Here is a 23871-nt window from a genome sequence, read left to right as displayed (position 1 = left end):
CGAGCCACCACGACAATAGATCATAGCCCTTGAACCCGCGCTGCTCGGCGTGTTCATTCGCCATTCAAGTAGCTTCCACAGCGAGACGCAATGACCAGAACCCCAGTGTTTCCGACCGCCACGCCGCCGCAGCCGGAGAAGCGGCCGATCTTCGACACGCATCACGGCATAACGCGGACGGACGACTATGCCTGGCTGAGGGCCGCCAATTGGCAAGAGATGTTCAGGGATCCGTCCCTGCTCGACGGCCAAATCCGCGCCCACCTCGAAGCCGAGAATGCTTACCATGCGGCGCTGATGGCCAATACGGTCCAACTGCAGAAGCAGCTTTTCGCGGAAATGAAGGGACGCATCAAGGAAGACGATTCTTCCGTGCCGATGAAGGACGGACCTTACGCCTACGGCTCCTCCTTCAAGCTTGGCGGCCAGCAGCCGCGTTATTTCCGCACGGCGCGTGACGGCGGCGACAAGCAGATATTGCTCGACGGCGATGCCGAGGCCGAGGGTAAGCCCTATTTCCGCCTGGGCGGCGTCGATCATTCGGACGACCACAGCAAGCTGCTCTGGGCCTTCGACGACAAGGGTTCCGAATTCTACACGCTGCGCGTCCGCGATCTGGCCGGCGGCAACGATCTGGCGGACAGGGTCCCGGACACCGGCGGCGGCGGTGTGTGGGATGCCGGCAATGACGGTTTTTTCTACACCCGCCTCGACCCCAACCACCGTCCTTCCAAAGTGCTGTTCCATGCGCTTGGCGACGGTCCTGAAAACGACCGGCTGATCTACGAGGAGACCGATCCCGGCTTCTTCATGGATGTCGGCGGCACGCGCTCCAACGAGTGGATCATGATCGGCATCAACGACCATGAGACCTCGGAATACCGTATCATGAACGCCAACGATCCGTTCGCAGAGCCGAAGCTGGTTGCGGCGCGCCAGACGGGCCTGCAGTACGAACTCGAGGAAGGCGGCGACATCTTCTTCATCCTCACCAATGCCGACGGCGCCAAGGACTTCAAGATCATGACGGCGCCGGCCCATGATCCGGTGCGCGCCAATTGGCAGGAACTAGTGCCGCACGAAGCGGGCCGGCTGATCCTTTCGGTGATCGGCTTCAAGGACCACATGGTCCGGCTCGAGCGCAAGGAAGGCCTGCCGCGCATCGTCGTACGCGATCGCAAGAGCGGCGAGGAGCACCTGATCTCCTTCGACGAGGAAGCCTTCTCGCTCGGCCTGTCCGGCTCCTACGAATACGACACCGAGATCATGCGCTTTTCCTATTCGTCGATGACGACCCCGGCGCAGGTCTTCGATTACAACATGCGCACCCGCGAGCGGGTGCTGCTCAAGACCCAGGAAGTGCCGTCCGGCCACGACCCGGAGCACTACGTCACGCGCCGGCTGATGGCGCCTGCCGCCGACGGCGAACTGGTGCCGATCTCGCTCCTCCACCACCGCGACACGCCGCTCGACGGATCGGCGCCTTGCCTGCTTTACGGCTACGGATCTTACGGCATAGCCGTACCCGCGGCGTTCAACACCAATCTGTTTTCGCTGGTCGACCGCGGCTTTGTCTACGCGATAGCCCATGTTCGCGGCGGCAAGGACAAGGGCTATGGCTGGTACGACGATGGCAAGCGGGCGAACAAGATGAACACGTTCACCGATTTTGTCGCTGCCGCCCACCACCTCGTCGCCGAACGCTATACGCAGCATGACCGCATCGTTGCGCAAGGCGGTTCGGCCGGCGGCATGCTGATGGGCGCGGTCGCCAACATGGCGCCGCAATGCTTCGGCGGCATCGTCGCCGAGGTTCCCTTCGTCGACGTGCTCACCACCATGCTCGACGCCAGCTTGCCGCTGACGCCGCCGGAATGGCCGGAATGGGGCAATCCGATCGCGTCAGCGGAGGATTACCGGACCATCGCCGCCTACTCACCCTACGACAATGTCGCCGCACTCGACTATCCGCCGATCCTGGCGCTGGCCGGCCTGACCGACCCGCGCGTCACTTATTGGGAGCCGGCCAAATGGGTGGCGCGGCTGCGCGACCGCAAGACAGGTGGGAATCCGGTGCTGTTCAAGATCAACCTGGATTCAGGCCATGCCGGCGCCTCCGGCCGGTTTTCAAGACTGGAGGAAATCGCCTTCACCTACGCCTTCGCGCTCAAGGTGACGGGCAAGGCCGAGCTTGCGGCGTGAACATCGGCGGATGAGCGGTCATTGCCTTCCGTTCCGCGACGTGGCTTCATTGGCGGTGAGAGTTGCGGAGCCCACCAATGATCGATCTCGCCACGTTGATAGCTTATGTCGCGGTTGTGCTTGGCTTTGTCTTCATCCCGGGTCCCGCCACTCTTCTGACGGTGGCGCGGGCAACCAGTTCCGGAACCAGGGTGGGTATCGCGACCGGCGCGGGGATCGCGGCCGGCGACGTGGTCCACACCTTCATGGCGATCGTCGGCATTTCGGCGATCATTGCCACGTCGGCGGCGCTTTTCAGCATCGTGAAGTACATCGGCGCAGCCTACCTCATTTATCTCGGCATTCGCGCGATCATCGAGAAAACGCCGGCCTATCCGGCCGCCGGCGCACTTACGATCCCCGCTGCCAAAGCATTTCGGCAGGCTGTTTTGACCGAGGTTCTCAATCCCAAGACCGCGCTTTTCTTCCTCGCATTTCTTCCGCAGTTCGTGCGGCCTGAAAACGGATCGGTGATGCTTCAACTGGCGATATTGGGCGTCATCTTTGTTCTGTTGGGCCTCGTCAGCACGGTGGTTTTCGCCGTGGGTGCGGGCGGCCTCGGTGCATTCCTGCGCCGAAACCCGACGGTGCTGAGATGGCAAGGCAAAGCTGTCGGCGGTATCTATTGCGCCTTAGGCATCCGGCTGGCGCTGCAACAGCGCTAGGGTCTCGATAGGCGACGAGCCGTACGAGGCTTCGGATAATGGGCAGGCACAGCTGATTTTCCGCTCGCAATTGCAAAGGCCGCGCGCTACCCAGTGCGCGGCCTTTTCACAGCCTCGCCAACACACAATCACCCAGGGATCTGCCATGTTGCTCGTCGATGTCTATCTCGACAAATCGCCCATCCAGGGCATCGGCGTCTTTGCCAAGAACCACATTGCCCGCGGCACGCTGGTCTGGAAGCTCGACCCGAAATACGACCGGCGCATCGAGGTAGCGGCCTACGAGCGGGAAACCGGGCCGGTCAGAACCTATCTCGACCGCTACGCCTATCCGGACCGGCGCGACCCGAATTACATCGTCTTCGAAGCCGACGATGCGCGCTACATGAACCATGCCGACAGCCCGAATTGCGACGTCTCGCAGCCGGAGGAGACCTATGCCTTGCGCGACATTGCGCCCGGCGAGGAAATGACCTGCGACTACAATCACTTCTTCGAAACCGGCTTCGATTTCCTCGGCGACCGCTGACGCAACAGCCGTCAGCTCGACGGCTTCTTGCGCGCCGGATAGCCGTTGGGATGCGGCGGCACGGCCTTCAGGTAGGCGGCGATCGCCGAGCGGTCCTCCGGGGTCAGCACGGCCATGTTGCGCTGCACGTCGACCATTGCGCCGCCGACCGTATCGAAATCCGGCGTGAAGCCGGTTTCGAGATAGTTGGCCATGTCGGCCTCGGACCAGTCCGCGATGCCGCCCTCGCCCGACGTGATGTTCGGCACGATGCCGCTGCCTTCGGCGGCGGCGGCGCCTGCCAGCCATTGGCTCTTCCTGGTGCCGCCGGTAAGATCCCGCGGCGTGTGGCATTCGCCGCAATGGCCGGGGCCTTCGACCAGATAGCGGCCTGTCAACACCGGATCCGGTGTGCCGTCGGGAAAGGAAACGACCGGCTGGTCACTCAAATAGAGCAGCTTCCACAAGCCAAGACCGCGTCGGACATTGAAGGGAAATGCCAGCGAATTGGCGGGCGCCTTGCCGGCGACCGCGGGTAACGTCTTCAGGAATGCATAGAGATCGGCAATGTCGGCCGGCTTCATGCGCGCGTAGGAAGTATAGGGAAATGCCGGATAGAGATGCTCGCCCGACGGCGACACGCCCTTCAGCATGGCGTTGGCAAGATCCTCGACCGGCCAGGCGCCGATGCCGTCCCTGGTATCCTGCGATATGTTCGGCGGCACGAAGGTGCCGAATGGCGTCTTGAGTTCAAGGCCGCCCGCCAGCTGAAGACGGGCGTCGCCTTGCGAGCCAGGCTTGGCATGACAGGATGTGCAGCCGCCGGTGTAGAAGATGCGCTTGCCCCTGGCGGCGTCGCCAGGACCAAGCTCAGCCAGCGTTGCGGCATCGAGCCTGACCGGAGCCGACAGGAACCAGCCGGCAATCGCGGCCGCGCCGCCCAGAACGAGGGCGGCGCCGACAAGTTTCTCCAGCAAGCGCATTGCCCGCTATCAGCCTTTTTTCACCCTGTAGTTTTGATGACAGTTGCCGCAGCCGCCGCCGATGGTGTTGAACTGCGCCTTCAATGCGTCGGCATCCGCAGGTGCTGCGGCGACCGCCGCCTTGACGTCGGCGAGGTACTTGCCTTCAGCCGTCTTGAAGCCGGCCATGTCCTGCCAGATTTTTGGGGACGCCGTGGTGTCGCCGGTGTCGCTGCCCGCCGGGAAAAGCGTGTCGACGCCGGTATGGAATTTCTCGGCATTGACCTGCAGTGCCTGCAACGCCGTCAGCACCGAAGCGGCGTCGTAGGGCGTCTCGCCCTTGACCACTTTCGACAAGCCGGCGGCGATCTTGCCACGTTCCTTCATCAGGGCCTGCCGGTCGGCTACCGGGTCTCCAAATGCCGCCGAACCGGCGAAGGCGAGCATCGAGATGGCGAGGATAAGCTTTCTCATTCACTTGGCTCCATGTTGAAGGCAAATTCAGGATGCGGTCCCACCCCGATTACAAACGGCAAGGATGGCTTAAAAATTCCGACGCTTCGCCTCACGCTTGCGTGAAATTTTGCAGCTGTCGTTCTGATGCTGAAAAAGAAAAGCCCCGGTTCTGCCGGGGCTTTTCTGGAACGGATCAGGCCTTTTCGTAGAGCTCGAGCACATAGTCCCAATTGATGAGACTGTCGACGAAGGCTTCGAGATATTTCGGCCGGGCGTTGCGGTAATCGATATAATAGGAATGTTCCCAGACATCGACGCCAAGGATCGGCGTCGCGCCATGGACGAGCGGGTTCTCGCCATTCGGCGTCTTCGAGATAGCCAGCTTGCCGTCCTTGACCGAGACCCAGGCCCAACCCGAACCGAACTGGGTGGTGCCGGCGGCGATGAAGTCGGCTTTGAACTTGTCGTAGCCACCAAGATCGCTGTCGACCGCCTTTTGCAATGCGCCCGGCAGCTTGTTGCCACCGCCACCCTTCTTCATCCATTTCCAGAAATGAATGTGATTGTAGTGCTGGGCGGCATTGTTGAAGAGGCCCGCATTCTTGCCGAAGGACTGTTTGACGGCCTCTTCGACCGACAAATCGCCCATGCCCGCCTCGGCGGCCAGCTTGTTGCCGTTGTCGACATAGGCCTTGTGGTGCTTGTCGTGATGATATTCCAGCGTTTCCTTGGACATATAAGGCTGCAAAGCCTCGTAATCATAGGGCAAGGCGGGCAATTCAAAAGCCATCGGTCGTACTCCCTCGTGGAAAAATCCGGTGTCGATACCGGACTAACATAGGACTGGATTGGTCTGGAACAACTCCGGAAACGAAGCGCCGGCCGCTTTTTAGCGGGTCAGCCGGGCGAAGTCGAATGCGCCCATTCCCAATAGAGTTCGCGCGCCTTCTTGGCCACCGGTCCGGGCTGCAGATTGCGATCCTCGATACGGGTGACCGGCACGACTTTCGAGTGGTTTCCGGTCGAGAAGATTTCGTCCGCCTCCAGGAAGTCGCGGATCGACAGCGTCTTTTCCGTCGTCGTGAAACCGTATTCGCCTAGCAGGGCCATGGTGCGCGCGCGGGTAATGCCGGACAGGAAGGTGCCGTTCGGCGCCGGCGTCAGGACATGGCCGTCCTTGACCAGGAAAATATTCGAGGTGCCGGTCTCGGCGACATTGCCCAGCATGTCGAGCACGAGCGCATTGTCGAAGCCGCGCATCTTGGCTTCTAGGATGGCCCGGCCGTTGTTGGGATAAAGGCAGCCGGCCTTGGCGTTGGTCGGCATGGTTTCGATGGTCGGGCGCCGGAACGGCGACACCGTCACCGAAAACCCCGCCGGCGAGATCATCTGCGATTCGTAGAGGCAAAGGCAGAAACGAGTCGAGGCCGGGTCGGCCGGCACGCCCATATAGCCGCCATGCTCGGCCCAATACATCGGCCTGATGTAGACTGCCGTCTTGCCGTCGAACTTCTTCAGCCCGTCCCAGGTCAGCCCGACGATCTTGTCGGTGCTCATCGTCGGCTTCAGGCCGAGCGCGATCGCCGAGGCGTTTACCCTTGCTGCATGGCGATCGAGATCGGGGGCGACGCCCTCGAACCAACGGGCGCCGTCGAACACGCTGGTGCCGAGCCACATGGCGTGGCTGCGCGGCCCTAGAATGGCAACATTGCCCTCGTACCAGTCGCCGTCGACGAAGGTCCATGTCGCGGATTGCGCCGCAGTCGCCAGTGTCATTGCCAGGTTCCGTTCGATGCTTGTTGCGGCGCATTGGAAGATGCTTTGGCGGCCGCCGTCAACCGGCTTGGCTGAGATTTGTTGAGGCCAGCGGGCTGGCGGACTGCAATCAGCGCTTGCGCCTTGCCTTACGCGGCCTCAAAACTGTTGCATGCACCATGCGGCTTACGTTTTCGACGCCTACGGCACGCTGTTCGACGTGCATGCGGCCGTGCGCCGTCACGCCGACCAGATTGGGCCAGACGGCCAGTTGCTGTCCGATATCTGGCGCGCCAAGCAGCTGGAATATTCTTGGGTCAGGACGCTGATGGGGGCCTATGCCGATTTCTGGCAGCTCACCGAGCAGGCCCTCGACTTCGCCCTGCGCAAGGTTCCATCCGCGGATGCCGGGCTGAGGGCGAAGCTGCTCGAGGCTTATTGGCGGCTGGACTGCTATCCGGAGGTGCCGGCCGTGCTCAAGGCGCTCAAGGCATCGGGAGCAAGGCTGGCGATCCTGTCCAACGGTTCGCCTGAGATGCTGGAAGCGGCCGTCAAATCCGCCGCGCTCGACCAGGTCCTGGACGACGTCTTTTCCGTCGACAGCGTCAGGCGCTTCAAGACCGATCCGTCGGTCTACGACATGGTCACCACGGGCTGGCGCCTCTATCCGGGCGCTGTCTCTTTCCAGTCATCCAACCGCTGGGACGTCGCCGGCGCCACCAAATTCGGCTTCAGGACGGTGTGGATCAACCGCGCCAATCAGCCAGAGGAATACCGGGATTTTCCACCGGCCCTGATCCTGCCGTCCCTTGAAGGTCTGGTCGCCGGGGTTTGACGGCCGGACATGTTGCCTCGGTGCAACAGTGACGATCCAGTCACAGCTTTGCCTTTGTTTGTCCACCCTGCGGCCAGAATTGGAACCGCCTATCGCGCCGGGCATTGCTCGGGCAACCGCGCGCAACCGGGCGTATTCATGCTTTGTTGCGATTTGAGACTTAAAAAAGGCAATCATGTTCACACCCCCATCGTCCTCTCTGCGCCTGAGCCGTCGCGGTTTTCTCAACGCAGCAGCGCTTGGCGCCGCCTCGGTCGCGGTCTCCAGTTGCACCACGCTGTCGCAACAACCGGTCGAGCCACCGCCGCCGACCTATGTCGAGCCGGCGCTCGGCGACTATGTGACGATGTATGGGCCGATGTCGGATGGCGGCTTCGAGCTGCCGGCCATACCGGTCGACAAGATCGACCCGCAGTTCCTGCGGCAGATCGTGGACGATCCGACCGGGCAGCAGCCGGGCACCATCGTCGTCGACACCACCAATCACTTCCTCTATCTGGTGCGCCCGGGGGGCCAGGCGATCCGCTACGGCGTCGGCCTCGGCCGCGCCGGCTTCGAATGGTCGGGCGATGCCGTGGTCCAATGGAAGCAGAAATGGCCGAAATGGACGCCGCCGGACGAAATGATCACCCGCCAGCCCGAACTAAGACCGTACAGCGCCGACAATGGCGGCATGCCCGGCGGGCTCAAGAACCCGCTTGGCGCGCGGGCGCTTTATCTCTTCCAGGGCAACCAGGACACGCTCTACCGCTTGCACGGTTCGCCGGAATGGCGGTCGATCGGCAAGTCGGTGTCGTCGGGCTGTGTGCGCCTGATGAACCAGGACATTATCGATCTCTACGACCGAGTGCCGAACAAGACCCCGGTCGTGGTGACGGCCGACATCGGTCAGCCGATGGTGGCGACAGCAAACCGCAAAGCCATTCCGATCGACGCCGGCGTGCCGGAAGGATCGATCCTGCTCGGCCCGATAAAATCGATCACAAACTCGATCTTCTGAGCTGGCCGAAAGCGCGGGAGGGATCTTCCTCGCTCCTGCTGGTTTTGCCGAGCGTCGGCTTGCCCGTACCGGCGCCCGCTTGGATTTGATGCTTACGTCGAGCAGCGGATTCTGCCGCACTGTATGCAGACGCCGCCGGTGGACATCTCATGATCCAGAGCGGACATTTCGCGCTCAGAAGGGATTATCACGGTGACCGGAGGGATACGCCTCCTGTCATCCCGACCGTATTTGTGCTGGATGCGCTCTGACAGGTGCGATGTCGTGGCAGGTTTTTGTAGACCTTGCCGAGAAGGAATGATCCAAAATGTAACCCTGGCCATGCCAATTGCTTCAACGATCGATGCAATCCACTCAGAGCAGGTTGATCGCAATTTGAACGTTGCCGCGCGTCGCTTTCGAGTACGGACAAATGTCGTGCGCCTCGTCGATCAGGGCTCGTGCGGTATTGTACTCCACGCCAGGCAGGCTGACGTTGAGCCGAGTGCTGAGAGAGTAGCCGTCGTCCCCGAGATTCAGATCAACCTCGGCATCGATTCTCACTCCGGCCGGCAGCGTGATTTTTTGTTCGTGAGCCACAGACGCAACCGCGCTTGCGAAGCTGGCCGACCAGCCGGCTGCAAGAAGTTGCTCCGGGTTGGTGCCGATGCGCGCCGATCCGGGTATGGAAAGCCTGATGTCCAGAAGGCCATCAGAGCTGCGCGAGGCGCCATTCTCGCGGCCACCTGTGGTTGCGGTCCTGGCCGTATAAACAACCCTTGCGATCGGGTTCATAGGCACTCTTTTGGTGGTTGTAGTACCTGCCGGAGGGGCGGCGCCGCGAACTCGATCACGCGTCGACCTCGACAACGGCGTTGGCAAAGGCCTGTGGCGCTTCCTGGGGTAGGTTGTGTCCAATGCCGCCCATGACTACCCGGTGGCTATATCTGCCTGAAAACATCTTGGCGTAAGCGCTGGCGTCCGGATGCGGCGCGCCATTGGCGTCGCCCTCGAGCGTCATCGTGGGCACCGAGATGACGGGTGCCTGAGCAAGCCGCTGCTCCAGTGAATCATATTGCGCCTCGCCTTCTGCCAGGCCGAGCCGCCAGCGGTAATTGTGGATGACGATCGCGACGTGATCCGGATTGTCGAAGGCCGCAGCACTCCGCTCGAACGTGGGCTCATCGAAATTCCATTGCGGCGAGGCGAGCTGCCAAATCAGCCTGGCGAAATCGCGCGTATATTTCTCGTAGCCGACACGGCCGCGATCGGTAGCGAAGTAATATTGGTACCACCATTGCAGCTCGGCCTTCGGCGGCAGCGGCAGTTTGCCGGCTTGCTGGTTGCCGATGAGATAGCCGCTCACCGAGACCATCGCCTTGCAGCGTTCCGGCCACAGGGCGGCGATGATGTTCGCCGTCCGAGCGCCCCAGTCGCAGCCGGCAATCGTCGCCTTCTCGATACCCAGCGCATCCATCAGCGCGACGATGTCGGCAGCGATGGCCGACTGCTGACCATTGCGCATCGTCTCGTCCGACAGGAACCGCGTCGTGCCGTATCCGCGCAGGTAGGGCACGATCACGCGGCGGCCTTTCACCGCCAGAATGGGCGCAACGTCGACATATGTGTGGATGTCGTAAGGCCAGCCATGGAGAAGGATAACGGGCGGACCGTCGGCAGGGCCGGCCTCTGCATAGCCGACATTAAGGACACCGGCATCGATCTGCCTGGGTGCGCCGAACGAGTTCTTTGCCGTGTGCATCGCAGACGCCGTCGTCTGGTCGACTCCGCTGGGCGCCGCCTTCGCTGTCGCGGTCATGCCGAGTTCGGCAAGCGTCATGCCCATTGCGGCTGCACCGATCAGGCGACGGCGGCGCTCATCGATTTTGTCGCAAACACTGATCGTGTTCATGGTGATGTCTCTTTGTGATGAGGCAATGTGCTTTGTTCCTGCGTAGTCACGAGACGAGCTGCTGGCCGCCGTCGACGTCGTATGTCGCGCCCGTCAGCGCCGTGTTGCTCATGATGTGAACGGCGAGCGCGGCGACATCAGCCGGTCCGACGACACGTCGGATTGGCAGCGTCGCGCGCAGTTCGTCGCGCCGCTTGTCGAGGTTGTCGCCGAGCAGCGACGCCGACAGTGGCGTGTCGACGAAGCCTGCGGCGATCAGGTTGACGCGTATCGGCGCGAGCTCGAGCGCGAGATTGGCGATGAGCGCGGGGAACGCGACGGTAACCGTCGAGACGATCGCGAGGCCTGGTTTTGGGCGGCGTGCGCCCGTGCCGCCCATGAATATCAGTGAGCCGGCCGACCCGACCTTGCCAGCGGCGCTGCGTGCCACATTGAGCGCGAGCAATAGGTCGTCCGTGAGATCGTGTCGTGCCTCCTCGGGAGGAATTTCGAGGGGTGAGCGATAATGGGGAGCGCCGGCAGTAACCATCACATGGTCGATCAAGTCCGGCAGATCTTGAAAGAACGACTTCAGCTGGGTCGCATCGTTGGCGTCGAAGGCGGCGGTGCCCTCAGCGCTAATCTCGCGCGCTGCTTGATCGAGGCGGTCGCGATTGCGTCGGGTGAGGATGACGCGGGCGCCTTCGGCGCGGGCACGCCGGGCGGTCTCCAGACCGATGCCGGCGCTACCGCCGATGACGACGACGGTCTGGCCAAGAAGTTCAGGTTCGCGCTGAGTGGGGATGGCTGCGGTACTCATGATTTCCTCCGACAAAGGCCGTCAGGTCGCCACGATCTCCGCAGGCCGCGGACGAATACGGCGGCAGTGTACCGCCGTCTGGAAGCTCGTCCTACTGCGGCAGTTCCTCGCCAGACTGCTCGGCCACCATGTATTCGGCGTACCAGTCCGGCCAGTTCTCGTCTCGCTGGCCGCCGGTCCGCTTCTCGTGCTCTCCGTGGGCGACCGACGCGCGCCGCATTGCGGCGGCCAGGTCGCCCTCGGAGGCGAAGCTCGTCGCCTTCGAGTCGATCCGGCCCGGAAACCGGGTGGTGATCTCCTGGAGCAGCCAGCCGTTCCCGTCGGGATCGCTGAACGTTGCAAAGGAGACGTAGCTGCGTCCCTCCGGGTCCCGACCATTGACAGCAGGCTGTCCCGGACCGGCACGGTGGAACACTTCGCTCACATCTGCACCATGAGCTATGAGCTCGGCGCGCGCCGCCACGATGTCGGACACGATGAGATAGAGACCCTGTGTCGACCCCGGCGCGGCCGAGGTGACACCCTTGCCGAAGTGGATCGAGCCAGGCGAGCCCGGAGGCGTGAACTGCACAACCCGGAACGTGTCGCCGACCGCGAAGTCGGCATCGAGCCGCCAGCCGAGGCCCTCGTAGAACTGCTTGCAGCGGTCGACGTCTGCGACCGGAATAATGACAACCTCGAACTTCAGGTCGACGGGACGTGCGCTTGCGGTGTCGGAGGTCTTTTCGCCCTGACGGGCCGTTGCGATGTCTGACATGGTCGTTTTCTTTCCAGTTGGGTGGGACCTGGTCCTGCCCGATCGTTGCCACGTAATGACCGAGCCTGTTCTCGATCTCTCTGCTGGATGTCGGCGAGAGCCAAGTTCTCTTCGACGTATTTTGACGCGTCGAGCGCACGGAAATGGTCCGCCGGTGTGAAGAGTGAGATGCGCACGGTTGGCCATTCCCTCGCGTGTGAGATCGATCATCACTACGCCTCGGCGGCCGAGGTCTGGACGGCAGAAATCGAGTCGATGATTTCGTCTGTCGTGACAATCGCGCTGGCGTAGTTCGGCATGTTGACGTCGAGAGCCGCGTGCATCTCCTCATCCGAGTAGTCTGCCGTCGCGTCCCTCACCACCGTTACGTCGTAGCCGAGCTCGGCGGCGAAGCGAACGGTCGCTTCGACGCAGGTGTGTGCGATCAGTCCGATGACAATGAGTTTCTGGATTCCGTGCCTTTTCAGCTGCAGATCCAGATCCGTATTGGCGAACCCACTGGAACACCAATGTTCGGTGGCGACAGTCTCGCCTGGCTTGGGCTCGAACTCGGACCGAATCTCGCCGCCCCAGGTGCCGTATTCAAAGCTCTTGCTCTTCCATGCTCTCCTCTGGACGGGCGCGACGTAAGTCCATGTCTCATAGTCGCCCGGACGGTATTGATGATGCATTGCATAGAAGACGCGAAGCTTAGCTTGACGCGCGGCATTCAGGACTTGCAGCATGTGAGGCACGCAGCCGTTCGCCTCTGCGACAGCCCGGATGCGGGGCCATATCTTGCCCCCATCGGAAATGAAGTCGTTGTACGGATCGATCACCAGAAGTGCGGTGACCTCCCGGTCATGTGCGTGCCTCGTCATTGTGCCTCCTCCATGGAGCGGCTAGATCACAAGCCAGATGCTGCCGCTCAGTTCCTGAGCGCGGCTCGTTCGATGCTGGCCGCAAAAAGCGGCGTCTCGCCCTTGTTGTGAGCGATCGACATGGGCTGGCGCTGTGACCGAAGCACCTCGAACGGGATGCCCTGGCGCTCGAAGAAAGCCATGAATTCCTTCGTGGCCCAGGACCGGACGTGGTTGATAAACTCACATCGGCGACTGTCGATAACCTTGACGCTCAGCTCCCAATGCACACGGATCGTGGTGCGGCCCGTAGGCGTGAAGAGGTCTGAAACCGACTCCAGGATGAGGTGATCCTTGCGGCCGAGCGTCTCGACATAATGTTGCACCATCAGGCTGCCGCCGATGATCTCGACATTGATCGACATGCGCTTGCCATCCGGCGCCGTCGTGAAACCCGCCGCTATGTGGGCGGGCGAACACCCCTGATATTCATGTTCCGACAGCGCGAAGCACCAGTTGGGAATGTCGATCTTCTCGATCGGCGCGTTGATGATAGCCGTAAAGCTTGAATCGACGATTTCATGGTCCTCGACGGGGGCTGCCATCTTCGTGATGGGTTCGTGCGATGCGGAAGATTGTGCGATTGCTGACATGACGTTCTCCTTTGTCCCGGGTTCAATCGGGTTGCCTTGGGCAGTCGAGCAGGTGTGACTGCAAGCGGAACCCTGCTGGGGGTCAGATTTGCTGGCGCAGCGGACGAAATGCCGTCCGGAGTTCGGCGGTGAAGGCCGCGGGCTGCTCCCAGGCTGCGAAATGGCCGCCCTTGAGGAGCCGGTTGTAATGGATAAGCTTCGGATACGCCTTTTCAGCCCAGCTCTGCGGCGCCTGGTAGATCTCGTCCGGGAAGGCGCTCACAGCGACCGGGATCTTGATGCCCCTGGGGTCGAAGAAGCCTCCCGTCGGGTGGTGCGCGTTGTCCCAGTAAAGACGCGCCGAGGAGATCGCCGTGTTGGTCAGCCAGTACATCGTGACATTGTCCAGGATATCGTCCTTCGTCAGCCCTTCCGCCTGCCCGTCGAAGACGCGTGCGATCAGCTCGTAGCTGCGGATGTCGTGGTCGAGCATCCAGGCTGCGAGACCAACCGGCGAGTCGACGATGCCGTAGAGCGTCTGCGGGCGATTGTTCATCTCGATCGCGTAGCCCAGCCCGTTCTTGTAGAAGTCGTCGAGCTGGTCGTAGGCCCGCTTCTCGTCGGGCGAGAGGCCGGCGGGCGCCGGGCCGCCGGCGGCAAGCGCCTTCGAGATGTCGGCGGGCACGGTGGCAGCCATGTTGGTGTGGATGCCAAGCAAGCCCGGAGGCTCTTGCAGCGCCATCGTCTCCGACACGGCGTTGCCCCAGTCGCCGCCCTGTGCGACGTATTTCGTGTAGCCGAGACGCTGCATCAGCGTAGCCCACGCCTTGGCGATGCGGGCAGGGATCCAGCCAGGTGCCGTCGGCTTGCCGGAGAACCCATAGCCTGGCAAGGACGGGATCACCACGTGGAACGCATCCGCCTCAGTCCCGCCGTATGCAGTTGGATTGGTGAGTGGCTCGATGACCTTCAGCTGCTCTATGATCGAGCCAGGCCAGCCATGCGTGACGATGATCGGCAAGGCATTCTCATGCCTGGAGCGGACATGGATGAAGTGGATGTCCAGCCCCTCGATCTCGGTGATGAACTGCGGCAGGGCATGGAGCCGGGCCTCCATCTTGCGCCAGTCGTAGTCCGTCGCCCAGTACTTCGCGAGCTTCTGCATTGTGGCGAGCTGCACGCCCTGGGTGTCGTCGGCCACATTCTCCTGGTCCGGCCAGCGGGTCGCGGCGACGCGTCGGCTAAGCTCGTCGATTTCCTCCTGAGGAAAGCTGACCTTGAAGGGCCGGATCGCATCGCCCGCGGCTGCGGCGACCGATGGGAGCAGGCTGGCAGTACCTACGGCGGCAATGCCCATTGCGGCCGTGCTCAAAACCAGGCGGCGGTCCTGATCGATTAGTTCGGGAGTCTTGTTCGTATTCATGGGTCTCTCCTGGGGGTGCTCGGTGCTGCCGAAAACTTACGCCCGCAGGACGAGAATCGCCCGTTATGTGTTGTGAGCCCCCTGTTAGTGGCTGTCAGCGCTGGTGGCTCCGGGCAGCGGGGTCCTGCCACCGTTCGCCTATGGTGCAGGTGTTGTATTTGACTTAGACTATCGGCTTGGTGGCGGGCGGCTCCGAGAGAAGCGCCATGACGAAGCGCTTCGGGTCGAAGGCGAGCATATCTACCGATTGGATGCCCTTGCCTGTCCGCCGGACGACCCAAGGCTTACGACGGCGGTTGTCCAGACGTTCCCGGCCATTCAACTGTTCGTGGAGCGCGCGGTGGCAAGTGGCGCGCGCTTGGATGTCAGCGATGCGGAAGCCCTGATCGTCGCAAGCATCTGTCGAAAGCTTGACGGTGTGGCGCTCGCAATCGAGTTGGCGGCCCGGCGGGTCGAGTCTTATGGATTGCAACAAACCGCCGCGCTTCTCGATCAACGTCTGACTTTGCTGTGGCTGGGATCGCGGACCGCGCCACCGCGTCAAAAGACCCTGCAGGCCACGCTGGATTGGAGCTTTGGGCTACTTACCGACCTGGAGCGCGCAGTGCTTCGCAGGCTCGCTGTATTCCTTGGTCATTTCACGCTCGATGCGGTCTTGGAAGTCGTCACAAGCGCTGCCCTCGACAGATCGACCGTTCTTAATGCCATGGATAGTCTTGTTGCCAAGTCGATCATAGCGACGCGCCCGCTCGGAGCGATGATGCGCTATCGGCTCCTGGATACCACGCGCGCCTACGTCCTCGATATCAGCATAGATGACGCCGAGGCCGCCGATCTGGCGGTGCGCCACGCCGCCTACTATCGAAGATGGCTTGAGCAAACAGGTATCGAGTGGCCAGGTCTGGCGACCGGCGAGGAGCGGGCTCCTCACTTCGCCGCCATCAACAATGTGCGGGCCGCTCTGGAATGGTGCTTCGGCCAGGGCGGAAACGCTGATATCGGCATCGGACTTGCCACTGCTGCCGCGCCTGTTTTCCTGGCGATGTCCTTGTTGCCGGAGTGTCATCGCTGGTCAGAACGCGCGATATTCGCTCTCGACGATGCCGCTCTTGGCGGACTTGACGAGATGCATCTCCAGGCAGCCTTGGGTGTGTCCCTGATGTTCATGCGGGGAGGGCGTGATGCGGCGCGCGTCGCCCTGGAGAAAAGCCTGGCGATTGCCGAAGAACGCGGTAATACGTTGGATCAAGTGCGCCTGCTGGGTCCGCTCAACATGTTCCACCTGCGGACAGGCAATTTCGTGACCGCCCTCCAGTTTGCAAAACGCTGTTCAGCCATAGCCGCGACCCTGGAGGATCCGGTCGCGATTGCGTTGGCGCATACCATTCTGGGGATATCGCTTCACCTTCGTGGTGACCTGGCCGAAGCCCGCGCGGAGCTTGAGGCAGCGCTGGATCGTGGGCCAAGCTCTCAGCGAACCACAACGGTCTATCTCGGTTTCGAGGGCAAAATCCTGGCCAAGGCTATCCTGGCGAGGAACCTTTGGCTGCAAGGCCATCCGGACCAAGCCATGGAACGTGCTCGACAGGCCGTCGAAGAGGCCGCCGCCATGGACCACTCGCTGACTCTGGCGATCGCCCTGATCTGGGGAATATCGGTGTTCCTGTGGGCCGGGGAACTGGAGAGCGCGGAGGCACACATCGACATGCTGATTTCCCGCGCCGAGTCCCATTCCATGGCCCCTTACCTGCTGGTCGGTCGGGGATTCAAAAGCGAAGTCGCAATCCGGCACGGGGATGCGACAGGTGGGGTCGGGGGCCTCCAGAGTTCTCTCCAAAAGCTCCACGCAGCACCTTACGAATTGCTCACGACCGAGCTCAACCTCTCGCTGGTTAGAGGACTATCCGCGATCGGTCAGGTCGACGAAGCAGTCGCGCTGATCGGTGATTCAGTCGGTCAAGTCGAAAAGAACGGTGACCAATTGTACCTTCCGGAGTTGCTGCGGATGAAGGGAGGCCTTCTTCTCCAACAACTGTCGGAACGCAATCGCGACGAGGTCGGCGCATCCCTAATGCAGGCACTGGAGTTGAGCCGGAGTCAGGGCGCGCGGGCATGGGAGCTGCGAACCGCAATTGATATGGCAGCGTTGATGGCTGAACGAGGGGAGATCGACGGTGCTCGCGAGCTCTTGCAATCGGTTGCGGAGCATTTCGTAGAAGGCGCGAGTACGGAAGATTTGAAGGCTGCCGCGCGCCTGTTGGTGACGCTGAGCTAAGCTACTGCCGGTACGCGTTTACACTTTTGCAGACGGTCCGACGGCAGCTATTGGCGCATAGCCGCCGTGCGCTGTCCTCCAGATCTGGCTACTGGCGCTTGATGCCAGGACAGAATTGCCAACACCGATGCCCGCCTTCGGGTCCGATGCCCCTCACTGCCCCTGGACAGGCTCCCCAAAATCCCGCGGACGATCGCCCGTCCGACTGACGAACCGACCGAGCGCACGATGGATTTGATCGCCGCCTCCGCCACCGTCTGACGGTTGGAGGGCCGCGGCGCGCGGCCGCCGCCGGTCGGCTGGAGATCGTCATTGCCGAAGCCTGGAATGGTCCAGCGTGAGCGGCCTGCGTCCTGTTGCTGCGCCTGTGCCTCCTGGGCGTCCTTGGCCTTTTTCTGCAGGATCTCGAAAGCCGATTCGCGATCGACGGTCTGGTCGTACTGTCCGGCAACCGGGCTCTCAGGGATCAGCTTGCGGCGCTCGTCGGGCGTGATCGGGCCAAGGCGCGACGATGGCGGGCGGATCAGCGTCCGCTGCACCATGGACGGCACGCCCTTGGCTTCCAGCGTCGAGACAAGCGCCTCGCCGGTGCCGAGCTGCGTGATCACGATTGCGCAGTCGAAATCGGGATTGGGCCTGAACGTCTCGGCCGCCGTCTTGACGGCCTTCTGTTCGCGCGGCGTATAGGCACGAAGTGCGTGCTGCACCCGGTTGCCGAGCTGGGCCAGCACCGTTTCAGGGATATCCAGCGGATTTTGCGTGACGAAATAGACGCCGACGCCCTTCGAACGGATCAGCCGGACCACCTGTTCGACGCGGTCGATCAGCACCTTCGGCGCGTCGTCGAACAGAAGGTGTGCCTCGTCGAAGAAAAAGACAAGCTTCGGCTTGTCCGGGTCGCCGACTTCCGGCAGTTCCTCGAACAGTTCCGACATCAGCCACAGAAGGAACGTCGCATAGAGCCGCGGATTCATCATCAGCTTGTCGGCGGCGAGCACGCTGATGGCGCCGCGTCCATCGCGCGTGGTGCGCATGATGTCGGATATCCGCAATGCCGGCTCGCCGAAGAAATTGGCAGCGCCCTGCTGCTCCAGGACCAGCAGCGTGCGCTGGATCGCGCCGACCGAAGGTTTCGTCACATTGCCGTAGCGGGCGCCGATCTCTTCGGCGCGGTCGGCGATATTGGCAAGCAGTGACTGCAGGTCCTTCAAATCGAGCAGCAGAAGGCCTTCCTCGTCGGCGATGCGGAAGGCGATGTTCATGATGCCTTCCTGCGCCTCGGAAAGGTTCATCAACCGCGACAGAAGCAGTGGGCCCATCTCCGAGATGGTGGCGCGGATCGGGTGGCCCTGCTCGCCGAACAGATCCCAGAAGATGACCGGGAATTCCTGGAATTCATAGGGATCGAGCTTGACCTGCTCGGCTCGCTTGACCAGGAAATCCTGCGCTGTGCCCATCATGGCGATACCCGACAGGTCGCCCTTGATGTCGGCGCAGAATACCGGCACGCCGGCATTGGAGAAACCCTCGGCCAATATCTGCAGGGTCACCGTCTTGCCGGTGCCGGTCGCGCCGGTGACAAGGCCATGACGATTGCCATATTGCAGCAAAAGCTGTTCGGGCCGCTGATAGCTGTCGTCCGGCTTGCGGCTGGCCCCTATGAAGATACTGGTATCGTCGGCCATGTGTCCGGTCTCCGCAAACCTATAGGGTTGAATGCCCTGATCCCTTGAAGAAAAGGGAGCCCCGCCGCAGGTATAGTGAGGCCATTGCGCAGCGACAATGGGCGTTGTCGAAAATGGCTTTTGGAGCTTGCGGAACCTGCCCATGTTTGGCAATCGGTTGACGGTCACAATCACGGAAGGCGCGTTGCACGGCATGTGTGCTGCATTGTGATATCGGGCCGGGGACCGTAGACTGACATAGTCGGCCGCTGCGGCCGCTAGAACGAGGAGAACCGATGGGCGCCGGTGCCTTGACCCAGGATGCCGAACTTCCGAACGTCGACCGGCAACGATGGCTGGCGCTGGCGGAGAAGGCGCTGGCCGGCGGGTCCTTCGAGGAAAAGCTCGTCTCGCATACGGACGACGCCATCCGCATCGAGCCGCTCTACGAGCGTTCGGTCACGGCGGAGCCTGTCGTGCGCGCCAAGCCGGGATCACCGTGGATCGTCAGCCAGCGCATCGACGATCCGGACATAGGCCGCGCCAATGCGCAGGCGCTGGAAGACGTCGCGCAGGGTGCCACCGGACTGTCCCTTGTCTTCGAGGGTGCGCCGAACGCCTTCGGCTATGGCTTGCCGAGGACGGCGGAGGCGCTGGAGGGCGTGCTCGACGGCGTGCCGCTCAACCGCATCCAGATCCGCATCGACGCCCATCCCTGGAGCCGTGCCGTGGCCGACTGGCTGGTGGCGTTTTTGACCAAGCGCCGCTCCGACCCGGCAAAGCTCAACCTCTCCTTCGGCATCGATCCGGCGGCGATCTTTGCCGGGACCGGCAGGCTGCGCATGTCGATCGAGGCTTTACAGGCTTCGATGCCGCAATCGCTGGCGCATTTCTTTTCGATGGGTGTGCCCGGCGTGCTGCTGGAGGCCGACGGGCGGGTATTCCACAATGCCGGCGCCACCGAGGCGCAGGAGCTTGGCACCATGCTCGCCTCGGCCGTCTCCTATTTGAGGCTGTTCGAGAAGGCGCGCCAGCCGCTCGTCTACGCGGCGCCGCATATCGGTTTTGCGCTGAGCGTCGACCAGGACCAGTTCGTGTCGACGGCCAAGGTCAGGGCGTTGCGCAGACTGTGGGCGCGTGTCCAGGAGGCCTGCTCGATACCGCCCTCCACCGCCAGCATCCATGCCGAAACCTCCTTCCGGATGATGACGACGGCCGAACCGGAAACCAACATCCTGCGCACCACCATCGCCGCTTTTGCGGCTGCCGCCGGCGGCGCGGATTCGATCGCCATCCTGCCGCACACCATCGCGCACGGCCTACCCGCGGGTTTTGCCCGCCGCGTTGCCCGCAACGCGCAACTAATCATGGCCAATGAAAGCCACATCGACCACGTCGCCGATCCGGTTTGCGGTTCGGGCGCCGTCGAAGCGCTGACTGCGGAGCTCTGCGCGGCGGCCTGGCAGGAGTTCCAGCAGATCGAGGCGGAAGGCGGCGTGCTGACCAGCCTTGAGCAAGGCCACATCCAGAGGCGCGTCCAGGCAGCTTCCGCCCGCCGCAACACAGTCTACCAGGCGGGCGAACGGGCGATCGTCGGCACGACGCTGCACCCGTCGAAGACCGAGCGTCCGGTCGAGACGCTGGCGGCGGAGCGGCGGCCTGCCTTCACCGAAGGCGTTGCGGTGTGCGAGCCGCTATTTCCGATCCGCATAGATCAGTCGATCGGAGCCGTACCATGATCCCGGATTTCAGCCAGATCGCCTGGTCGCCGCCACGGCGGGTGCCGGTCGAGGTCAAAGGCCAGCGGATGACGCCGGAAGGCATTGCCGTCAAGCATCTCTACAACCAGGGCGATCTCAAGGGCTTGCCACATCTCGATACCTATCCAGGCCTGCCGCCTTTCGTGCGCGGCCCCTATCCGACGATGTATGTCCAGCAACCCTGGACGATCCGGCAATATGCCGGCTTCTCGACTGCCGAAGAGTCCAACGCCTTCTACCGTCGCAACCTTGCCGCCGGCCAGAAGGGCCTGTCGGTCGCCTTCGATCTCGCCACGCATCGCGGCTACGACAGCGACCATCCGCGCGTCGCCGGTGATGTCGGCATGGCCGGCGTCGCAATCGATTCCATTTTCGACATGCGCCAGCTGTTCGACGGCATCCCGCTTAACGAGATGACGGTATCGATGACGATGAACGGCGCGGTGCTGCCGATCATGGCGCTCTATATCGTCGCGGCGGAGGAACAGGGCGTTGCGCAGAAGGATCTCACCGGGACCATTCAGAACGACATCCTGAAAGAGTTCATGGTGCGCAACACCTATATCTATCCGCCAAAACCTTCGATGCGGATCGTGTCGGACATTTTTTCCTACACGTCGAAGCACATGCCGAAGTTCAATTCGATCTCGATCTCCGGCTACCACATGCAAGAGGCAGGTGCGACGGCGGATCTCGAGCTCGCCTACACGATTGCAGACGGCATCGAATATGCGCGCGCCGGCATCGCGGCCGGCCTCGACATCGACCGTTTCGCGCCGCGCCTTTCCTTCTTCTGGGCGATCGGCATGAATTTCTTCATGGAAGTCGCGAAGCTGAGAGCAGCGCGCCTTTTATGGGCCAGCCTGATGCTGAAGAACTTTTCGCCGAAGGACGAGCGCTCGCTGTCGCTGCGCACCCATTGCCAGACTTCGGGCTGGTCGCTGACGGCGCAGGATCCCTACAACAACATCATCCGCACCATGATCGAGGCGATGGCCGCCACTCAAGGGCATACGCAGTCGCTGCACACCAATTCCTTCGACGAGGCAATGGCGCTGCCGACCGACCATTCGGCCCGCATCGCCCGCAACACACAGCTCATCCTGCAGAAGGAGTCCGGCACGACGCGCATCATCGACCCGTGGGGCGGCTCCGCCTATGTCGAACGGCTGACACATGATCTGGCGGCGCGTGCGCTTGCGCATATCGAGGAGGTCGAGAGCCTCGGCGGCATGGCCGCGGCGATCGAAAAGGGCCTACCCAAGCTGCGCATCGAAGAGGCTGCCGCGCGCACCCAGGCGCGCATCGACTCAGGCGAACAGATCGTGGTCGGTGTCAATGCTCACCGTCCCGGCACGGACATCGAAGTCGACGTGCTGAAGATCGACAATGCCGAAGTCAGGGCACGGCAATTGTCGAAGCTGCAGCGGCTGAAAGGCACGCGTGACGTCGCCGCCGTCGAGAGCGCGCTCGATGCGCTTACCCGTGCTGCCGGGAGTAACGCAAACCTGCTGGAATTCGCCATCCGGGCCGCACGCGCCAACGCCACGGTCGGCGAGATTTCGCTGGCGCTGGAAAAGGTTTTCGGCCGCCATGTCGCCTCGGTGCAGACGATCTCCGGCGTCTATCGCAACGCGCTCGGCGACAATCCGGTGGTCGACCGGCTGCAGGACAAGATCGTCGCGTTCGAGGAAAAGTCCGGCGGCAAGCCGCGCATTCTGGTCGCCAAGATGGGGCAAGACGGCCATGATCGCGGCCAGAAAGTGATCGCCACCGCCTTTGCCGACCTAGGCTTCGACGTCACCGTCGGGCCGATGTTCCAGACGCCGGACGAGATCGCCAGGCTGGCCGTCGAGCATGACGTGCACATCGTCGGCGCCTCGTCGCTGGCAGCAGGCCATTTGACGCTCATTCCCGAACTCAAGCTTGCACTGAAGAAGTTGGGCCGCGACGACATGCTGATCGTCGCCGGCGGCGTCATCCCGCCGCAGGATTACAACGCAGTCCGGCAGGCAGGCGCCACTGAAATTTTCCCGCCCGGCACGGTTATCCCGGAAGCGGCGGAGCGGCTGATGGACCGGCTGCTGCAGGCCGGCTGACGCTTTGTTATAATGTCTGTTGTAACAAGAAACACGCTGAGTTATAATCAGCGTTGCAACAGGATGCCTCACCATGAACACGACCATTCGCAAGATCGGCAATTCCGAAGGCGTGATCCTGCCGAGGGAGCTTCTCGATCGTCTGAACCTGAAGGCCGGCGACCAGCTTCAAATCGTTGAAACAGGTGACGGTCTTGCGCTGAAGCCGGTGGACGACAGCTTCGAGCGGCAAATGAAAGCTGCCCGCGAGGTGATGGACAAATACAAGGTCGCGCTTCAGAAGCTCGCCGAATGAGCTGGGAGTTTCTGACGCGGCGTGCAGTCGAAGCCATGCACGCGGAGCAGTTGCGCCGACACGGCGGAGCACAAGGCTTGAGGGATGAAAATGCCCTCGAATCGGCGCTCGCTCGCGCCGAAAACAAGGCCAACTGCGGAGACCCGTCGGTTGAGGAACTCGCAGCCACCTATGTCTTCGGCATTGCCAGAAATCATGCCTTTGTGGACGGCAACAAACGCACGGCCATTGTCGTGGCCGGCGCATTTCTGATTGTGAACGGTTATGCCCTGTCGGCCAATGACGGCATGCTTTACGAATTCGTCATGGGCGTCGCCGCCGGCGAAATCGACGAGGCTGGTGCCGCGGCGTTCTTCCGCGATCATGTCGTCAAGCTCGAAGACTAACTGTCGGAGAGCTTGACGATCTCCCATTCCTTGCCGTTGACCACGGCAACTTCGCCGACCTTCTTGCCGAACAGCGCCATCGCCATCGGCGACATATGGGAAATTGTCCCTTTGCCCGGATTGGCTTCGTCCTCGCCGACGATTTTCCAGTGCACCTTCTTGCCGTCGTCGCTTTCCAGGGTGACACCCATGCCGAAACGAACCAGGTCGCTGCCCGGTTCGGGCACCGAAAGCTCGGCGCTTTCACGCCGCGCCGTCCAATAGCGGAGATCGCGCGAGACCAGCGCAATGCGCTCGCGGTCGGCCCTCTTCTCGGCTCTGCCCAGTTCGTCGCGCAGAGCGGCCACCTCGGCATCGATCAGCGCCATGCCGCGTTCCGTGACCAGATTGCGGTGATGGCTGATCGGCCGCTCGCCGATGCCGGCGATGGCGTTTTCGCTGTCTTCCTCGCGGGTGAAGGCCCTGCTCATCCGACGAACTTAGGCTTGCAATGGCGACTCCACAAGCCATTGCTGATGAAGCTCAGTAACAGCTGCTTGGGGTGGATAGTGTTGAAGAAGTCGGCGATGAAGCCGTGGATCCACTCGCACCGAAGCGTCTTGATTAAGGTCGACGCGACCTCCTCGCCT

23 protein-coding genes are annotated in these 23871 nt (G+C 62.3%); 10 read left to right on the top strand and 13 right to left on the bottom strand.

The features are described from left to right. Window positions 1–90: 90 nt before the first annotated feature. The 3 genes from NKH16_RS31285 (at window position 91) to NKH16_RS31275 (ending at window position 3435) form a co-directional block, all read left to right on the top strand. Window positions 91–2202 carry a S9 family peptidase gene (locus NKH16_RS31285; protein WP_352743199.1) on the top strand — a complete coding sequence of 704 codons (2112 nt, stop codon included), beginning with the start codon at window positions 91–93 and terminating at the stop codon, window positions 2200–2202. 77 nt (window positions 2203–2279) lie between these two features. Next, complete coding sequence (locus tag NKH16_RS31280) at window positions 2280–2906, top strand: LysE family translocator (RefSeq protein WP_352743197.1); 627 nt, start codon at window positions 2280–2282, stop codon at window positions 2904–2906. 145 nt (window positions 2907–3051) lie between these two features. Further along, complete coding sequence (locus tag NKH16_RS31275; protein WP_352449057.1) at window positions 3052–3435, top strand: SET domain-containing protein; 384 nt, start codon at window positions 3052–3054, stop codon at window positions 3433–3435. An 11-nt stretch (window positions 3436–3446) separates the two neighbouring features. On the opposite strand, the gene NKH16_RS31270 is transcribed toward NKH16_RS31275, so the two are convergent. The 4 genes from NKH16_RS31270 to NKH16_RS31255 all read right to left on the bottom strand — a co-directional run bounded on the left by NKH16_RS31270 (window position 3447) and on the right by NKH16_RS31255 (window position 6608). Then, a complete protein-coding gene (locus tag NKH16_RS31270; protein WP_352903386.1) occupies window positions 3447–4397 on the bottom strand; it encodes a cytochrome c in 951 nt (316 codons plus the stop codon). A 9-nt stretch (window positions 4398–4406) separates the two neighbouring features. Continuing rightward, on the bottom strand, window positions 4407–4850 hold the full coding sequence (locus tag NKH16_RS31265; RefSeq protein WP_352874386.1) for a c-type cytochrome: 444 nt from the start codon (window positions 4848–4850) through the stop codon (window positions 4407–4409). 175 nt (window positions 4851–5025) lie between these two features. Then, the gene (locus NKH16_RS31260; protein ID WP_023677850.1) at window positions 5026–5622 is read right to left on the bottom strand and encodes a superoxide dismutase; all 597 of its coding nucleotides are present in this window, start codon (window positions 5620–5622) and stop codon (window positions 5026–5028) included. 107 nt (window positions 5623–5729) lie between these two features. Beyond that, window positions 5730–6608 carry a branched-chain amino acid aminotransferase gene (locus NKH16_RS31255; protein WP_352743192.1) on the bottom strand — a complete coding sequence of 293 codons (879 nt, stop codon included), beginning with the start codon at window positions 6606–6608 and terminating at the stop codon, window positions 5730–5732. Window positions 6609–6759: 151 nt separating this feature from the next. Between NKH16_RS31255 and NKH16_RS31250 the strand changes: the two genes are divergently transcribed. Together NKH16_RS31250 and NKH16_RS31245 are read left to right on the top strand one after the other, a co-directional pair. Then, window positions 6760–7422, top strand: coding sequence for a haloacid dehalogenase type II (locus NKH16_RS31250; RefSeq protein ID WP_352743191.1), 663 nt, complete (start codon window positions 6760–6762; stop codon window positions 7420–7422). A 175-nt stretch (window positions 7423–7597) separates the two neighbouring features. Continuing rightward, a complete protein-coding gene (locus NKH16_RS31245) occupies window positions 7598–8422 on the top strand; it encodes a L,D-transpeptidase (RefSeq protein WP_352743189.1) in 825 nt (274 codons plus the stop codon). A gap of 354 nt (window positions 8423–8776) precedes the next feature. Here the strand turns inward: NKH16_RS31245 and NKH16_RS31240 are convergent, their stop codons facing one another. The 7 genes from NKH16_RS31240 to NKH16_RS31210 form a co-directional block, all read right to left on the bottom strand. Then, window positions 8777–9196, bottom strand: a complete 420-nt coding sequence (locus NKH16_RS31240) for an Ohr family peroxiredoxin (RefSeq protein ID WP_352743187.1) — start codon at window positions 9194–9196, stop codon at window positions 8777–8779. 55 nt (window positions 9197–9251) lie between these two features. Beyond that, entirely contained in the window at window positions 9252–10313 is a 1062-nt protein-coding gene (locus tag NKH16_RS31235) for an alpha/beta fold hydrolase (RefSeq protein ID WP_352903384.1), read from the bottom strand. 46 nt (window positions 10314–10359) lie between these two features. Further along, entirely contained in the window at window positions 10360–11112 is a 753-nt protein-coding gene (locus tag NKH16_RS31230) for an SDR family oxidoreductase (protein WP_352743183.1), read from the bottom strand. Between the two features lie 91 nt (window positions 11113–11203). Beyond that, window positions 11204–11860, bottom strand: a complete 657-nt coding sequence (locus tag NKH16_RS31225; protein WP_502911770.1) for a VOC family protein — start codon at window positions 11858–11860, stop codon at window positions 11204–11206. A 221-nt stretch (window positions 11861–12081) separates the two neighbouring features. Next, the gene (locus tag NKH16_RS31220) at window positions 12082–12729 is read right to left on the bottom strand and encodes a cysteine hydrolase family protein (protein ID WP_352743179.1); all 648 of its coding nucleotides are present in this window, start codon (window positions 12727–12729) and stop codon (window positions 12082–12084) included. Between the two features lie 47 nt (window positions 12730–12776). Next, complete coding sequence (locus tag NKH16_RS31215) at window positions 12777–13313, bottom strand: hypothetical protein (protein ID WP_352874434.1); 537 nt, start codon at window positions 13311–13313, stop codon at window positions 12777–12779. 130 nt (window positions 13314–13443) lie between these two features. Continuing rightward, a complete protein-coding gene (locus tag NKH16_RS31210; RefSeq protein ID WP_352743177.1) occupies window positions 13444–14763 on the bottom strand; it encodes an epoxide hydrolase family protein in 1320 nt (439 codons plus the stop codon). 103 nt (window positions 14764–14866) lie between these two features. Here NKH16_RS31210 and NKH16_RS31205 point away from each other — a divergent pair, with 103 nt between their 5' ends. Beyond that, on the top strand, window positions 14867–17038 hold the full coding sequence (locus NKH16_RS31205) for an ATP-binding protein (protein ID WP_352903380.1): 2172 nt from the start codon (window positions 14867–14869) through the stop codon (window positions 17036–17038). A gap of 47 nt (window positions 17039–17085) precedes the next feature. Here NKH16_RS31205 and NKH16_RS31200 read toward each other — a convergent pair whose 3' ends face one another. Further along, window positions 17086–18723 (bottom strand): helicase HerA-like C-terminal domain-containing protein, encoded by a 1638-nt coding sequence (locus NKH16_RS31200; RefSeq protein WP_352903378.1) that lies wholly within the window; start codon window positions 18721–18723, stop codon window positions 17086–17088. 275 nt (window positions 18724–18998) lie between these two features. On the opposite strand from NKH16_RS31200, the gene NKH16_RS31195 reads away from it, so the two are divergent. From NKH16_RS31195 to NKH16_RS31180, 4 genes are all read left to right on the top strand, one after another. After that, window positions 18999–20441, top strand: a complete 1443-nt coding sequence (locus NKH16_RS31195; protein ID WP_352748155.1) for a methylmalonyl-CoA mutase subunit beta — start codon at window positions 18999–19001, stop codon at window positions 20439–20441. Continuing rightward, complete coding sequence (gene scpA / locus NKH16_RS31190) at window positions 20438–22561, top strand: methylmalonyl-CoA mutase (protein WP_352743169.1); 2124 nt, start codon at window positions 20438–20440, stop codon at window positions 22559–22561. Before NKH16_RS31195 ends, scpA begins: the two co-directional genes overlap by 4 nt. Before the next feature lie 73 nt (window positions 22562–22634). Then, window positions 22635–22856 (top strand): AbrB/MazE/SpoVT family DNA-binding domain-containing protein, encoded by a 222-nt coding sequence (locus NKH16_RS31185; protein ID WP_095496758.1) that lies wholly within the window; start codon window positions 22635–22637, stop codon window positions 22854–22856. Next, window positions 22853–23242 (top strand): type II toxin-antitoxin system death-on-curing family toxin, encoded by a 390-nt coding sequence (locus NKH16_RS31180; RefSeq protein ID WP_352743167.1) that lies wholly within the window; start codon window positions 22853–22855, stop codon window positions 23240–23242. The genes NKH16_RS31185 and NKH16_RS31180 overlap by 4 nt, the downstream gene beginning before the upstream one ends. On the opposite strand, the gene NKH16_RS31175 is transcribed toward NKH16_RS31180, so the two are convergent. Then, entirely contained in the window at window positions 23239–23712 is a 474-nt protein-coding gene (locus NKH16_RS31175; RefSeq protein ID WP_352507466.1) for a GreA/GreB family elongation factor, read from the bottom strand. The genes NKH16_RS31180 and NKH16_RS31175 overlap by 4 nt on opposite strands. Window positions 23713–23871 lie beyond the last annotated feature (159 nt).

The sequence above is a fragment of the Mesorhizobium sp. M1307 genome, assembly GCF_040318155.1.
Classification (GTDB): domain Bacteria; phylum Pseudomonadota; class Alphaproteobacteria; order Rhizobiales; family Rhizobiaceae; genus Mesorhizobium.
The sequence above is the reverse complement of the archived record's forward strand: the minus strand, read 5'-3'. Positions and strand labels throughout refer to the sequence as shown.

Coding starts and splice junctions, on each gene's coding strand:
- NKH16_RS31285 (WP_352743199.1), top strand. CDS start 91: ATGACCAGAACCCCAGTGTTTCCGACCGCCACGCCGCCGCAGCCGGAG.
- NKH16_RS31280 (WP_352743197.1), top strand. CDS start 2,280: ATGATCGATCTCGCCACGTTGATAGCTTATGTCGCGGTTGTGCTTGGC.
- NKH16_RS31275 (WP_352449057.1), top strand. CDS start 3,052: ATGTTGCTCGTCGATGTCTATCTCGACAAATCGCCCATCCAGGGCATC.
- NKH16_RS31270 (WP_352903386.1), bottom strand. CDS start 4,397: ATGCGCTTGCTGGAGAAACTTGTCGGCGCCGCCCTCGTTCTGGGCGGC.
- NKH16_RS31265 (WP_352874386.1), bottom strand. CDS start 4,850: ATGAGAAAGCTTATCCTCGCCATCTCGATGCTCGCCTTCGCCGGTTCG.
- NKH16_RS31260 (WP_023677850.1), bottom strand. CDS start 5,622: ATGGCTTTTGAATTGCCCGCCTTGCCCTATGATTACGAGGCTTTGCAG.
- NKH16_RS31255 (WP_352743192.1), bottom strand. CDS start 6,608: ATGACACTGGCGACTGCGGCGCAATCCGCGACATGGACCTTCGTCGAC.
- NKH16_RS31250 (WP_352743191.1), top strand. CDS start 6,760: ATGCACCATGCGGCTTACGTTTTCGACGCCTACGGCACGCTGTTCGAC.
- NKH16_RS31245 (WP_352743189.1), top strand. CDS start 7,598: ATGTTCACACCCCCATCGTCCTCTCTGCGCCTGAGCCGTCGCGGTTTT.
- NKH16_RS31240 (WP_352743187.1), bottom strand. CDS start 9,196: ATGAACCCGATCGCAAGGGTTGTTTATACGGCCAGGACCGCAACCACA.
- NKH16_RS31235 (WP_352903384.1), bottom strand. CDS start 10,313: ATGAACACGATCAGTGTTTGCGACAAAATCGATGAGCGCCGCCGTCGC.
- NKH16_RS31230 (WP_352743183.1), bottom strand. CDS start 11,112: ATGAGTACCGCAGCCATCCCCACTCAGCGCGAACCTGAACTTCTTGGC.
- NKH16_RS31220 (WP_352743179.1), bottom strand. CDS start 12,729: ATGACGAGGCACGCACATGACCGGGAGGTCACCGCACTTCTGGTGATC.
- NKH16_RS31215 (WP_352874434.1), bottom strand. CDS start 13,313: ATGGCAGCCCCCGTCGAGGACCATGAAATCGTCGATTCAAGCTTTACG.
- NKH16_RS31210 (WP_352743177.1), bottom strand. CDS start 14,763: ATGAATACGAACAAGACTCCCGAACTAATCGATCAGGACCGCCGCCTG.
- NKH16_RS31200 (WP_352903378.1), bottom strand. CDS start 18,723: ATGGCCGACGATACCAGTATCTTCATAGGGGCCAGCCGCAAGCCGGAC.
- NKH16_RS31195 (WP_352748155.1), top strand. CDS start 18,999: ATGGGCGCCGGTGCCTTGACCCAGGATGCCGAACTTCCGAACGTCGAC.
- scpA (WP_352743169.1), top strand. CDS start 20,438: ATGATCCCGGATTTCAGCCAGATCGCCTGGTCGCCGCCACGGCGGGTG.
- NKH16_RS31185 (WP_095496758.1), top strand. CDS start 22,635: ATGAACACGACCATTCGCAAGATCGGCAATTCCGAAGGCGTGATCCTG.
- NKH16_RS31180 (WP_352743167.1), top strand. CDS start 22,853: ATGAGCTGGGAGTTTCTGACGCGGCGTGCAGTCGAAGCCATGCACGCG.
- NKH16_RS31175 (WP_352507466.1), bottom strand. CDS start 23,712: ATGAGCAGGGCCTTCACCCGCGAGGAAGACAGCGAAAACGCCATCGCC.